Source organism: Ancrocorticia sp., assembly GCF_052089425.1.
Lineage (GTDB): Bacteria > Actinomycetota > Actinomycetes > Actinomycetales > Actinomycetaceae > Ancrocorticia.
On sequence record NZ_JBQCZW010000020.1, the window covers coordinates 32,402 to 45,207 of the forward strand.

The 12,806-nt window shown below is 58.3% G+C and carries 12 protein-coding genes; 9 read left to right on the forward strand and 3 right to left on the reverse strand.

Annotation, left to right across the window (positions count from 1 at the left end; translation table 11 throughout):
* Positions 1–46 precede the first annotated feature (46 nt).
* Entirely contained in the window at positions 47–550 is a 504-nt protein-coding gene (locus tag ACTHV6_RS07760; protein WP_441386717.1) for a hypothetical protein, read from the forward strand.
* Positions 551–612: 62 nt separating this feature from the next.
* Here the strand turns inward: ACTHV6_RS07760 and sucB are convergent, their stop codons facing one another.
* Positions 613–2,295, reverse strand: coding sequence for a 2-oxoglutarate dehydrogenase, E2 component, dihydrolipoamide succinyltransferase (gene sucB / locus ACTHV6_RS07765; protein ID WP_441386718.1), 1,683 nt, complete (start codon positions 2,293–2,295; stop codon positions 613–615).
* Positions 2,296–2,311: 16 nt separating this feature from the next.
* The gene (gene lpdA, locus ACTHV6_RS07770; protein ID WP_441386719.1) at positions 2,312–3,688 is read right to left on the reverse strand and encodes a dihydrolipoyl dehydrogenase; all 1,377 of its coding nucleotides are present in this window, start codon (positions 3,686–3,688) and stop codon (positions 2,312–2,314) included.
* A 260-nt stretch (positions 3,689–3,948) separates the two neighbouring features.
* On the opposite strand from lpdA, the gene ACTHV6_RS07775 reads away from it, so the two are divergent.
* From ACTHV6_RS07775 to ACTHV6_RS07785, 3 genes are read left to right on the forward strand one after another with little or no spacing between them, the layout of a single operon-like run.
* The gene (locus ACTHV6_RS07775; protein WP_441386720.1) at positions 3,949–4,308 is read left to right on the forward strand and encodes an oxidoreductase; all 360 of its coding nucleotides are present in this window, start codon (positions 3,949–3,951) and stop codon (positions 4,306–4,308) included.
* Complete coding sequence (locus tag ACTHV6_RS07780) at positions 4,305–4,739, forward strand: hypothetical protein (RefSeq protein WP_441386721.1); 435 nt, start codon at positions 4,305–4,307, stop codon at positions 4,737–4,739. The genes ACTHV6_RS07775 and ACTHV6_RS07780 overlap by 4 nt, the downstream gene beginning before the upstream one ends.
* A gap of 1 nt (position 4,740) precedes the next feature.
* Positions 4,741–5,763, forward strand: a complete 1,023-nt coding sequence (locus ACTHV6_RS07785) for a quinone-dependent dihydroorotate dehydrogenase (RefSeq protein WP_441386722.1) — start codon at positions 4,741–4,743, stop codon at positions 5,761–5,763.
* Here ACTHV6_RS07785 and ACTHV6_RS07790 read toward each other — a convergent pair whose 3' ends face one another.
* Complete coding sequence (locus tag ACTHV6_RS07790; RefSeq protein WP_441386723.1) at positions 5,764–6,504, reverse strand: DUF3043 domain-containing protein; 741 nt, start codon at positions 6,502–6,504, stop codon at positions 5,764–5,766.
* Between the two features lie 152 nt (positions 6,505–6,656).
* Between ACTHV6_RS07790 and ACTHV6_RS07795 the strand changes: the two genes are divergently transcribed.
* The 5 genes from ACTHV6_RS07795 to ACTHV6_RS07815 form a co-directional block, all read left to right on the forward strand.
* On the forward strand, positions 6,657–8,015 hold the full coding sequence (locus ACTHV6_RS07795; RefSeq protein WP_441386724.1) for a dipeptidase: 1,359 nt from the start codon (positions 6,657–6,659) through the stop codon (positions 8,013–8,015).
* Positions 8,012–9,106 (forward strand): hypothetical protein, encoded by a 1,095-nt coding sequence (locus tag ACTHV6_RS07800; RefSeq protein ID WP_441386725.1) that lies wholly within the window; start codon positions 8,012–8,014, stop codon positions 9,104–9,106. The genes ACTHV6_RS07795 and ACTHV6_RS07800 overlap by 4 nt, the downstream gene beginning before the upstream one ends.
* A gap of 50 nt (positions 9,107–9,156) precedes the next feature.
* Positions 9,157–9,507 carry a HesB/IscA family protein gene (locus tag ACTHV6_RS07805; RefSeq protein WP_441386726.1) on the forward strand — a complete coding sequence of 117 codons (351 nt, stop codon included), beginning with the start codon at positions 9,157–9,159 and terminating at the stop codon, positions 9,505–9,507.
* Between the two features lie 52 nt (positions 9,508–9,559).
* Positions 9,560–10,576 (forward strand): FKBP-type peptidyl-prolyl cis-trans isomerase, encoded by a 1,017-nt coding sequence (locus ACTHV6_RS07810; RefSeq protein WP_441386727.1) that lies wholly within the window; start codon positions 9,560–9,562, stop codon positions 10,574–10,576.
* Between the two features lie 881 nt (positions 10,577–11,457).
* Positions 11,458–12,806: YfcC family protein (locus ACTHV6_RS07815; RefSeq protein ID WP_441386728.1), on the forward strand; the 1,349-nt coding region annotated here is incomplete at its 3' end.

The window sequence follows — 12,806 nt, forward strand, 5'->3', positions numbered from 1 at the left end:
TGCAAGGCAGGCGTCCCTGTGGTGGGCTTGGGGCGAGGTGATGGACATGCGATACGTGGCGGCAGGATGCGCTTTTGGGGTGGGACTGGCGTTCGCCGTGATCATTGGGTTGCCAGGGGCGGACCACGCGGAGAAACCGGCACCCATCGCCACACGTGCCGAAACCGCACCCGGTCCGTGCGATGGCGATATTGCGTGGGAGGTATCCGAACTTGTTGAGGCCCGCGACGTGGCGCTGCGTGAATCGGACGCGCCGGGCCTTCTCGCGTTGAGCGGTGAGGGAAGCAAGGCCCGCGCGGATGATGAGGAGCTGCTGGCTTCCATGGCAGGCTATGAGATCCTCACGTTAAGCACGCGTGTGGATGCCGTGACCGTTGTGAGCTGTGAGGACAGCGTTCCGGCCGCGCGGCTTGAAGTATGGACCACTCAGGAGATTCTGGAGATTCAGGGCGAGGAGCCCGTGGGGGAGTTACCCTCGCGTTGTGCCCAGTGGGACGTGGCCGGGATTCCGTGGAGAGTGGAGGCCGTGAGTGAGTGCGTGGGGGATTGACGACGACGAAGGCCGGGGCGCGGTGTCCGCACCCCGGCCTTTGAAGGCTCAGTGGCTAACTGCTAGATACCGAGATCGCTCTCAAAATCGCCCGATTCAAGGCGGCGCTTGAGATCGGAGAGGTAGCGGCCAGCATCTGCACCGTCAACCAAGCGGTGATCGTAGCTCAGGGCCAAGTAGACCATCGAGCGCAGGCCAATCACTTCGTTGCCATCTGCATCCTTGATCACTGCCGGACGCTTGACGATAGTGCCAATACCCAGAATTGCAACCTCAGGCTGGTTGATGATCGGAGTATCGAACAGGGCCCCAGCGGAACCCGTGTTCGTGATGGTGAACGTGGATCCGGACAGATCGCCGGGAGCGATCGAGCCGTCGCGCACGGCAGCGGCCTTTTCGTTGATGGCCTTGGCGATTCCTGCGATGTTGAGATCGCCGGCGTCCTTGATCACGGGAACCATGAGGCCCTTGGGTGCGTCAACCGCGATGCCCAGATGCTCGTGATCCCAGTAGTGCACCTGCTTGCCATCGATGGAGGCGTTGACCTTCGGATGCGATTTGAGCGTATCCGTGGCTGCCTTGACGAAGAAGGGGAGGAAGGTGAGCTTTGTGCCGGCCTTCTCCTGGAACTCCGCCTTCTTTGCGCCGCGTAGGGCAACGATCTTGGTGACATCCGCTTCGATCACCGTGGTCAGCTGGGCCGAGACCTGCAGGGACTCCACCATGCGCTTGGCAATGACCGTGCGCATGTGCGGCATCTTCTGCGTGGTGCCGCGTAGCTTGGCGGCCTCCGCGGAGGGCTTGGATGGGGCAGCGGCCGGTGCCGGTGCGGCTGGGGCTGGAGCAGCTGCTTCCTTGGCCTTCGCTTCCTCAGCTTCCTTGGCGGCCTTGATGGCATCCTCTACATCCTGACGGCGAATACGCCCACCGACGCCCGTGCCCTTCAGCGAGGACAGATCAACGCTGTTCTCGCGTGCGAGCTTGCGAACGATCGGGGTGACGTAGCCACCGGGCTCGGAGCCCGTCTCCACGGGGGCGGCTGGTGCCGGTGCCGGAGAGGGTGCTGAGGCTGCGGGTGCCGGAGCTGGGCTAGGTGCGGGTGGCGCTGGCGCCTCTGCAGGGGCCTCGGGCTTCGCCGGAGCAGCGGCTGGCGCAGCCTCGTCGCCGATGTAGGCGAGCACAGTGCCAACTTCTACGGTGTCATCTTCCTCAACGAGGATCTTCTGGAGAATTCCAGCGGCTGGTGCCGGGACCTCGGAATCTACCTTATCGGTAGAAACCTCGAGGATTGGCTCATCCTGTTCCACTGCATCGCCCACGGCCTTGAGCCATGTGGTGACGGTGCCTTCGGTCACGGATTCGCCGAGGGCCGGCATCTTGACCTCAATGCCGTCAGAGGATGCGGGTGCATCCGCAGATGGTGCGGAAGCTGCTGGCTCAGCGGGTGCCTCGGGTTCTGCGGGCGCGGCTTCGGGTGCTGGTTCAGCAGAAGCTGAGCTCTGTGCTGAGCCGTCCCCGATGGTGCCAAGCACTGTACCAACGGCAACTTCTTCGTCCTCTTGAACCGCGATTGATTCGAGCACGCCGGAAGCGGGAGCCGGAACCTCGGTGTCCACTTTGTCGGTTGAGACTTCGAGGATTGGCTCATCCTGTTCTACAGCATCGCCAATGCTCTTCAGCCACGTGGTGACCGTACCCTCTGTGACAGATTCACCGAGAGCCGGCATCTTAATGTCTACGGACATGTGTTCTTCCCTCGTCCTAGTTGTGAGTGTGGAGTGGCTTGCCGGCGAGCGCCAGAACGGCCTCACCGATGGATTCGTTCTGGGTGGGGTGAGCGTGGATGAGGCCTTCGAAATCTTCGGGGAATGCTTCCCAAGCCACCATCAGCTCGCCTTCGCCTACCTGTTCACCCATGCGGGCACCAATTGCATGGAAACCAACGATTGGTCCATCCTTCTGGCGCACGAGCTTAACAAACCCTGCTGTTCCGAGCATCTGGGACTTGCCGTTTCCGGCCAAGTTGAACTCCACAGCTTCGATATTGTCCTTGCCGTACTTTTCTTCTGCCTTGTTCTGGTTCAGCCCAACGGAGGCGATTTCCGGATTGCAGAATGTGACGCGTGGGATCGTATTCTCATCAATGACCTTCGGGTTGTGCCCCGCAATTTCTTCTGCCACGAATATTCCTTGGAGGAATCCTCGGTGAGCTAGCTGCAGGCCGGGAACAATGTCACCAACGGCGTACACGCCCTCAACGTTTGTTTGGAGGCGATCATTGGTGAGGACGAATCCTCGATCCATTTCGATACCAGCTTCTTCGTACCCGAGGTTTGCCGTAGCCGGGCCGCGGCCGATGGCCACGAGGAGGTAATCGGCATCGAAGGTCTTGCCATCCTGAGTGTGGACGGTGACGCCATTATCATGCTGATCAACGTGATCGAACATGGTCTTGGTCTTGAACTTAATCCCGCGCTTGCGGAATGCTCGCTCAAGGTTCTTTGATACGGATTCGTCTTCGTTGGGAACCAGATGGGGGAGGCCTTCAATGATGGTGACATCTGCACCGTACGATGCCCAGACAGATGCGAATTCCACGCCGATAACGCCGCCGCCCAGAATCACCGCTGAACCGGGCACCTCCTCCATGTTGAGTGCTTGATCGGAGGTAATGACGCGGCCAGTGATGTCCAACCCGATGGTTTTGGAGTAGGAGCCGGAGGCGAGAATAACGTTCTTTCCGGTGTACCGCGTTCCGTCCACGTCCACAGTGTTCTTATCAACCAAGCGGCCCCAGCCGTTGATGGTATCGACCTTATGGGACTTGATGAGCCCGCTCAGGCCCTTGTACATCCGGTCAACAACGCCAGATTTGTAGCTGTTGAGTGCCTGCATATCGATGCCTTCGAAGGAGCCACGCACTCCAATCGAATCGCTTTCGCGCATCTCATCGGCAACCTCTGCGGCATGAAGCAAAGCCTTCGTTGGTATGCAGCCGCGGTGCAGGCACGTTCCGCCTACCTTGTCACCTTCGATGAGTGCGACCTTCAGTCCGAGCTCTGCTGCACGGATGGAGGCTGCGTATCCGCCACTACCAGCTCCGAGCACCACAATGTCGTATTCCTGGGTCTCAGCCACTTACATCTCCCTCAAGCTAGGAATGGTCCAACCCTTGCAGTTAGTACCTACGTCCCAATTATCCTCTTTTAGGACGGAAAAATCACAGTTGTTTCATTGTGCCGCGGGCAACAGAAGGAAAATACCGTTGCCGGCGAACGCGTTCCTTGCTTGAGAGGTTACCTTCCTGCTGGCGTCAAAGCAGCATATTTGGGAAGTTTCGTGGCCCACGGCGAACGTTTTGTCTGCGATTCATCGCCGATTCCAGATAGCCTTACACCATGGGACTTTTCTCGCGCCGAAAGGGCGGCTCTGCTAGCGGTCAGGATGCTCCGCGCCGTGACCAGAAGGCAGCACGTTCAGCAACGATTGATCACTTTCATCAGTTCGTTTCCTCGCGCACGGGCGTTGAAGGATACTTTGAGCCGGAAACACCGCGCGAACAATCGGCGTTGCTGCTGGTGGCCCGCGATGGTGAATGGACTCGCAGGCGCGTCCCGGATCTGAAGACGGCTGTTGATCTCACCGGAAAAATGGAGATCCCGCTGTATGAAGTGGTGAAGACCGGATACCCGGATTCCATGCGTCAATGGAATGAGCAGAAGCGTAGGGAAGATCGCCGGCGGGGGCGTCAGAATTGAGTGACGAACAGCCATTAGCCGATGATCGGACCTCTACCCACGGATGGCCGTGGGTTTTGCTGTGCCTGTTGGCCGTGGGCGCCGTCCTGTTCACGTGGCGGGGGATTGTGGCGTCCACTCAGGAATTTGTTGATGGCGATATTCCGGCGGCCGTCCTGACTCTTGTTGCCGATGTGTCGTGGCTTGCCGGAGCAATCGGCTTGCTCCACAACGGGCGGAAAATGCGCATTGTTGCTGCTCTGACATGGACCATCAATGTGGTGGCTCCCATTTTCCTTCTCTTCATGAGCCATTCCCAGATCGTACCCGTGAGCCCATGGTTTGACGGGGGATCCACATATTTCTACCTACCAACGATCGGCGCTGTTGCAGCGCTCGTGTGGTTGGTGTGGTCCTCACCCTCACACATAGCAACGCGTAACGGAGGATAACGTGCTTTATCAATGGCTCTATCGCCACCTGTTGGTTCACACAGATCCGGAGAAGGCACACGACGGTGCGATGAAGGCAATCGGCGCTTTCGGGCGTTCCCCGTTGGCACGGCCATGCGCCGCCACTGTGGGGTATACGGGTGGTGGCCGTTTCGCGGGTATTCTGGGGCGCCCGGTGCCCGGCAGGCTCGGACTTGCCGCCGGTCAGGATAAGGATGCCGAGGCCGTTCTTGGCACCATCGCTTTGGGCTTCGGCTTCACCGAAGTTGGCACGATTACGCCACTGCCTCAGCCGGGTAATGAGGCGCCACGCCTGTGGCGCGTACCGGAGGAGAGCGCTTTCCGCAATCGGATGGGATTCAACAACCAGGGGGCCGATGCAGCCGCGGCGGAACTGGCAAGGCTCCGCTCCACGAAACGGGGGCGTTCGGCCATCGTTGGCGTGAACATCGGGAAGAACAAGTGGACAACGGCGGAAGATGCCGCCGCCGATTACGCTGTGTGCGCCACGAAATTGGCGAGGTATGCCGATTACTTGGTGATTAATGTGTCCTCACCGAACACGCCGGGCTTGCGCGATCTGCAAGCGGTCAGCTCGCTGAAGGAGATTGCCAGAGCCACACGAGAGGCTGCGCTGCGCGCTGGCGAACGCCACGTTCCCGTTCTCATCAAAATCGCCCCTGACCTTGCCCATGATGATGTTGCAGCGGTGGCTGACATGGTGGGCGAAGAGGAACTGGACGGCATTGTCGCATCCAACACCACGATTGCCCACACCTACGGCGAAGGCGGGCTTTCCGGCGCGCCGCTCCTTGATAGGGCAACGGAAACTGTTGCCTATCTGAGGTCTGTTTTGGGACCAGACAAGATCATCATTGGTGTGGGCGGCATCTTCAACGCAAACGACGCCCACCGAATGGTGAGCGCCGGAGCGGATCTGGTTGAGGTACTCACGGGATTCATCTACGAAGGCCCGTTCATGCCAGGAAAGGTGAACCGAGCACTCGCGCGCACGGCCGGATGATTATTTACTCTTCTTCTGAGCGCGGTGTGCCTTGCGAGCGGGCTTCAGCAGCGTTGGGGAGCCGCCCTCGGGGTATTCGCCCCGCTTGACCATCGGGACGGGCAAGCGCCAACGCCGCAGGTAGAACGTGCGGGTAAACATCTGCCACGTGAAGCGCGGGGGAACGCTATCGGCGCCGAACTTGTATTCGCTCAGTAGGCGGGCGTTGCGAGTTGCCCACGCCGAATCGACAATCATGAGAATAAAGAGGGCGTAGATCGCGATAGTCACGATAATGAAAAGCTCAGGGTTGAAGCCCTGAAGCACGATCGTGACCAGAAGGACGAGCGCTAACGGCATGAAACCCAGTCCGATACCCGAACGGGCATCGAGGTAATCGCGTGCGAATCTGCGAACCGGCCCTGCGTGCTGGATAGGCATGTTTCGCTCATCGCCGGTCTTCATGGCGCGCTGTTCCTTTTGCCAACGAGCATCAGCCTTGGCACGATCAGCTTGCTTGAGCGCCTTCTTCTCCGCCTTGGACATCTTGCTGCGATCGGAGATCAACGGGCTGCGATGGGCGGCTTCCACATCGCGCCGCTTGGGAGTGGGCGTCCCCTTCTTTGGGGAGTATCCCTTGGGTAGGGCCGGTGTGGATTCCAGCTGAGTCTCCTCGGCCGGGGCTTCCTCAGGTGAAGTTCCCTTCTTACCTTTGATCACGTGTTCTCCATCTCGGGTCAGGCCCACGGCGTGTGTGAGCATACAGTTCTATACTACGTCCGGTAGTTCTGCTACCTCCACACGGGGCAATGTGTAGTCGCTCCCGAAATGGGCGCTGGGGCTGAGGATTCGCCGTCGTCGTCAAAAACCCACAAGCGTTCGCTCCTGATAATTGAAGTGGCTAGTCTTGGATTATGACTACCTTTGAGGAAATTGCATCTACCGTCGATGCTCAGTTGCCCACCCATCGTGGCCAGCTGGAGAATCTTGTCCGCATCCCCTCGGTCTCCGCTGATTCCTTCGATCAGGAGCAGGTTCGCCGCAGCGCCGAGGCTGTTGCCGAACTTGCCCGCGAACGTGGGCTCGATACCGAAGTCATCCAGCTGACGACGGCCTCCGGCAAGGTGGGCCGTCCCGCCGTACTGGCGCACCGTCAGGCACAAGATGGCAAGCCCACGATCCTGCTGTACGCGCACCACGATGTTCAGCCTGAGGGCGATCGCGCTGGGTGGAACTCTGATCCCTTTGAGCCGGTGGAGCGTGACGGGCGTCTGTTCGGACGCGGTACCGCCGATGACAAGGCCGGGATCATGGTGCATATGGGAGCGCTCGCGGCCCTCGGGGAATCCACTGGCGTTGGTGTCACTCTATTCATCGAAGGTGAGGAAGAGGTTGGTTCTCCAACGTTCCACGATTTCCTTGATGCCTACCGGGACCGCCTGAAGGCGGACGTGATTGTTGTTGCCGATTCCAATAACTGGAAGGTGGGCACCCCATCGCTGACCACCTCGTTGCGTGGAGTCACCAGTATGTCCGTGCAATTGGATGTGTTGGACCACGCGCTCCACTCCGGCGCATACGGTGGCCCCATCCTGGACGCCGTGACCCTCATGTCCCGGTTGATTTCCACCCTTCACAATCCGGACGGTTCCGTGGCCGTATCCGGACTGACGTCTTATGACGATGCAGAAGCCGAATACGCTGAAGCTGACCTGCGCGCAGATGCCGGAGTGTTGGACGGCGTTGAGCTTGCCGGCCACGGATCTCTTGCGTCCCGGCTGTGGACCCAGCCGGCCATCAGCGTGATCGGCATGGACGTCACGAGCGTGGCGAAATCATCGAACACGCTCATCCCATCGTGCACCGCCCAGATCTCCATGCGCGTTGCCCCGGGCCAGGCCCCCCGCGAGGCCGCCGAGGCGCTCAAGGCGCATCTGGAAGCACACGCACCGTTGGGTGCCCACGTTGCCGTGAACATCGAAGAAACCGGTCCCGCCTTCAAGGCCGGCGAGGACACGCCAGCCACGGTTGCCGCGCGCTGGGCGCTTGAGACGGCGTGGGGAACCGAATCGGTGGATATTGGTGTGGGCGGGTCCATCCCGTTCATCGCAGATCTACACGAGGTGTTCCCGGCGGCCGAAATCTTGGTGACTGCCGTGGAGGATCCCGATACTCGCGCTCACTCGCAAAACGAATCTCTGCATCTTGCCGATTGGCGTAACGCCATTGTGGCGGAGGCGGCGCTTATCGCGCGGCTCGGCAACGAACTGTGAGAGTTGCTCTGGCCGTTTCTCCCCTGCCCGGATTGCGGGTGGGGGAGGCTCATGCCATCGTCAGGCAGGCGTGGCTGACAGAACGTCCAGATACGATCGCCTCTAGGCCGGTGACCGATGCGATTGGCATGCCGTTCGTGGGTTCTGGTGCCGAGGACGTGTTGGCCGGGGCGAATCCGCAGCCCGTGGAACGCGGGGAGGCTGGAGAGAGGCACTTTGCCTATTGGTCAGATCCGGGTTCGCAAGCGGGTGCAAGCGTGCTGTTGGACTACACCCACATCCTGAACGGCATTCCGCAGGAGGGCGCCATCCGTTCTTCGCGGCTGGTGGGCGATGATCTGGTGTGGGCTGCCTCCCGCGGGGCCGAACGGGTGCGTGTGGTGTTGCCGGTTCCGGGTTCCGTGAGCGATTTGGGAACGGGCTTGCTTGAGCCGCTGGCCGGTGCGGGTCCGATTGCCGACCAGCTTCAGGGTGCGCGCCACCGGTTGGGGAACATGCGCGTTGAGGTAGTTGTGCCTGGCGAACAGCAGCTGTTGGGGCTCTCGGGCGTTGCCAGATCGTGGATTGCCCACGGGCTTGGAGCTGAACAGGCTCAGCAATTCGAGAATACTTTTAGTGAGATCGTGGCGCAGATTCCTGAGCGTACCGGTGGCCTCACCATTGTGGGGGCGGGCGGAGGGTTCGAACGCAACATTTACGCAGGATGCGGCGGTGGAATCGCGTATATTTTGGCGCTTCTGGGCGGCCAGATCGTGACCGCCGGGCATCTGTGCGTGGACCCCATGGGCGAGGAGATCGAGCACAGCGATCTGTTCGTGTACGTGTGCGGACACATCGGGGAGGACTTGCCCTCCGGTTTGCTCGCCGGTAGCAGAATTGCGGCGGAGAGCGGGGTGCCCGTGGTGGTGATCTACGATTCTGGGGCGATTCGAAAGGGCGAACTGGCTCGCCTTGGACTGAACGGCGCTTATGAGATTCGTCCCGAACGTTCCTTCTCCGAATCGGAGGCAACTACTGAGGAACTGGCGGATCTGCCCCGCAGGCTCGAAGAAATTGTGGGGCGCGTTGCACGCACATGGGGCTGGAACTAACTACTAGGATGGCGATACTCTGAACAGAGGACTACTACGGAAGGTTTTCGATGACCGAGATTCTCGATACCGCAACACATAACGTCATGCTCTCCGACGAGGCGGCCGCAAAGGTCAAAACACTCCTCGAGCAGGAAGGGCGCGATGATCTTCGCCTTCGGATCGCGGTTCAGCCAGGAGGCTGTTCAGGCCTCATGTACCAGCTGTACTTCGACGAGCGCATTCTCGATGGAGATGCCCTTCGCGATTTTGACGGCGTTGAGGTGATTGTGGACAAGATGTCCCGCCCATACCTTGATGGTGCGAGCATCGGATTTGCTGACAGCATCGAGCGTCAGGGTTTCACCATTGATAACCCGAATGCTCAGGGTTCCTGCGCCTGCGGCGATTCTTTCCACTGATTGACGCCCGACGCCTTCCCACGCACACCCATTGACATTCTTGAAAGGTACTATGCGCCCGCGTATTACTGCGGCTGTACTGGCGGTTGGCCTTGCCCTCACGCTTTCAGCGTGCAACTCTGACGATACCGACGGTTCCCCGAGTGAAGGAGCAACTGGTTCGGTCAGCGAAAACCCCAGCGAATCGCCAACCGAAGCACCTGAGGTGGTGGAATCCGACGAGGGTATGCCCACCGCCACGGAAGATGAGGACGGTAACGCCGTCCTTGAGTTCCCTGAGAGTGATGCACCTGCAGATATTCAAGTCAGTGTGGTGGAGGAAGGCGAAGGCGAGGAGATCGTTCCCGAATCGATCGTCAAGGTTGATTACACGGGTCAGGTATGGGGAAGTGACGAGCCGTTCGATTCCTCGTTCCCCGCGGGAAACTCCGCCGGATTCCCTCTTTCTAACCTTGTCAGCGGATGGACCTACGCATTGGACGGCCATCACGCCGGTGGCAAGTACATCATCTCCATCCCAACGGATTACGGCTATGGCCCTCAGGGAGGAAACTCTGCGGCGGGAATTGGCCCGGATGACACCATCGCGTTCTACATCGAGGTACATGACAGCTGGTCGTCTGCCAGCACTGGCGAAGCGGACGCAACCGTGGAAACCCCTGCAGATGAACTTCCCGTGACTCTGGACGCCGAAGCAGGCGCTCCCGTGACCGATATTGCGGTCAATGATGGTGAGAAGGCCCCCACTGAACTCGAAGCCACCGTGATCACTCGCGGAAGCGGAGAAGAAGTGACCGGCGAAGGCGCTACGTTGTTCATGAACTACGCCGCCATCTCTTGGGATGGCGAAGTGTCAGAAAACTCGTGGACCGGTGAACCGGAAGATTTCCAAGGCGCACAGCAAATCGTCCTTGGTAGCGGAACGGTCTTTGATTCATTGGATGGGGTACCCGTCGGATCGCGTGTCCTCCTGACGATCCCAGAATCTGATGGTGGGGAGCAACAAGTCTCCTCGCCAGCCATGGTGGCCGTGGTGGATATTCTCGGTTTCCTACCCGCTGCCCAGTAACTAGCCGGTCCAAGTTCTGGACCCTCATCGCACATGTGGACCGAGGACGGCAATCCAGTCCTTGAATTCCGAGATAGTGATGTGTCCTCGGGCCTGCAGAACACCGTTATTGAAGAACATAAGGGTGAGGAGAACGCCGCTGACTCGCCGGTTCTGGCGGATTACGTGAGGCAAGTATGCGGCAACGATGAACCTTTTGATTCATCGTTGCCAACGGCAGTCCAATACAAATTCTTCTGAGCCAGCTCGTGACAGGATAGGGACTGACTCTTTCCGGCCACGTCATAGGAAGGCAAGCTTTCTGAGAACTCGTGGAGAGGCGAACCCGAAGGATTGTCAGGCGACCGACCGGTTGCCGATGAGGTGCTACAGTGTTCGACTTCCTCAAGGATTTACCCGTGGGTTCACGAGTTCTTCTTGTGATTCCCAAGTCAGATGACCGTGAGGAGAACGTTTCCTCTCCGGACATGGCGGCAGTAGTTCGACATTCCGGGCTTCCAAGAAGCGGCTAGTTAGTTCAGATATAAGGTGAGAGTGCCCGGCCGGTTTGGCCGGGCACTCTCTGTTTCATTGTCTGGGTGGCGTCAGCGCAGCCGTCTTCGGTATCGACTTCTCGTGGCGTTCGATTTGGGACTTAAGGGCTAATATGGTGGACCTTCATCAAAATCCTAGAAGCCAGTGTGATCGGATTGGTCAGATTCCATTGACACGGGAATCCTTAAGCTATAGAAATGAATCATTCTAGAAGGTTCTAGAATGACTGAGGAGGTCTTACAGTGACGTTCATGTTGAAAGGTAGTGGGCTTCCCGTCTCATAGGCTAGGCACTCTCCTCTACGAAGTGGTGGGAGGAGAGCAGGAAACTCTAGGGGTTTTTGTAAGATGACCATTAACAACACCGAATCCGACAAAGATGTGGGAAAAAAGAAGAAGTTCAAGTTTCGGCTTCCCCACGTGTACACCATCGCATTCTTCTTGATCATTGTCTTCGCCATCTTGACATGGATCATTCCATCTGGTCAGTTTGATACTGAGGTAATCTCTACGCCAGCAGGGGATAGAGAAGTTGCCATTGCTGGCAGCTATCACGAAATTGACAAGGTCTACACCGATCCGGATACAGGTGAGACCATTGACCTTCGTCAAGGCATCCCGCAGATTCTCATGGCAGCTACGCAGGGAATCCAGGCTGCAGCGGATGTTGTTGCGTTTGTCCTCTTGATTGGAGGATCTTTCGCGATTCTCACACGGACGAACGCGATCAACGCTGGTATGAGCCACGTGATCAAGCGGCTGAAGAACAAAGACGTTTTGATCATTCCGATTGTTATGCTCATTCTGTCTGTAGGTGGCACGACGTTTGGGATGTCGGAAGAAGCTCTGCCTTTCTACGCGATATTTATACCCATCATGATGGGGCTTGGATATGATTCCATGACGGCCTTCATCATCTGTTTCTTGGGACCAAACATTGGCTACACGGCCTCGACGATCAATCCCTTTAATGTTCTGATATCCCAAGGCATTATAGGTATTGAAGGTAACCCTCAGCTGTGGCTGCGTGCGATCTTGTGGGTGATTCTCACGGCAGCTGGTATCGCCTGGGCGATGTGGTACGCGAGGCGTGTGAAGAAGAATCCCAAGCATTCCGTGACATATCGGGATGACTTTGCCAAGCGCGAAGAATTTGCGGTACTTGATACAAGTGAAGAACTGCCATTCAAGCTCCGCCAGAAGCTCGTGTTGGTAGTCTTCGCCATTGGCATGGGTGTGATTGTGTGGGGACTCATTGCTCAAGGCTGGTACATGGATGAGATCTCCATGGTATTCCTCGCGATGGGCATTCTTGCCGGAATTGTTGGAGGACTTCCTGAGCGCGTGATGGCGGACGAGTTCGTCAAGGGGATCGCTGACTTCGCGTACGCTGCCTGCATTATCGGTCTAGCACGTGGGATCTTAGTGGTTGCCGAAAATGGCATGATCATCGATTCGATCTTGAATGGGATGTCCAATGCTCTTTCCGGGGTACCTGCGGTCATTTACACGACGTTCATGTACATCGTGATTGGTGTACTTTCTTTCCTTGTTCCCTCATCATCCGGATTAGCGGCGCTCACTATGCCGATTATGGGTCCATTAACTGAGCTTATGGGAATGAATCCTGAAGCGGCAGTGACAGCACTTCAGTACGCGAATCAGACGATCAACTCGATCAGTCCGGTAGCCGGAAT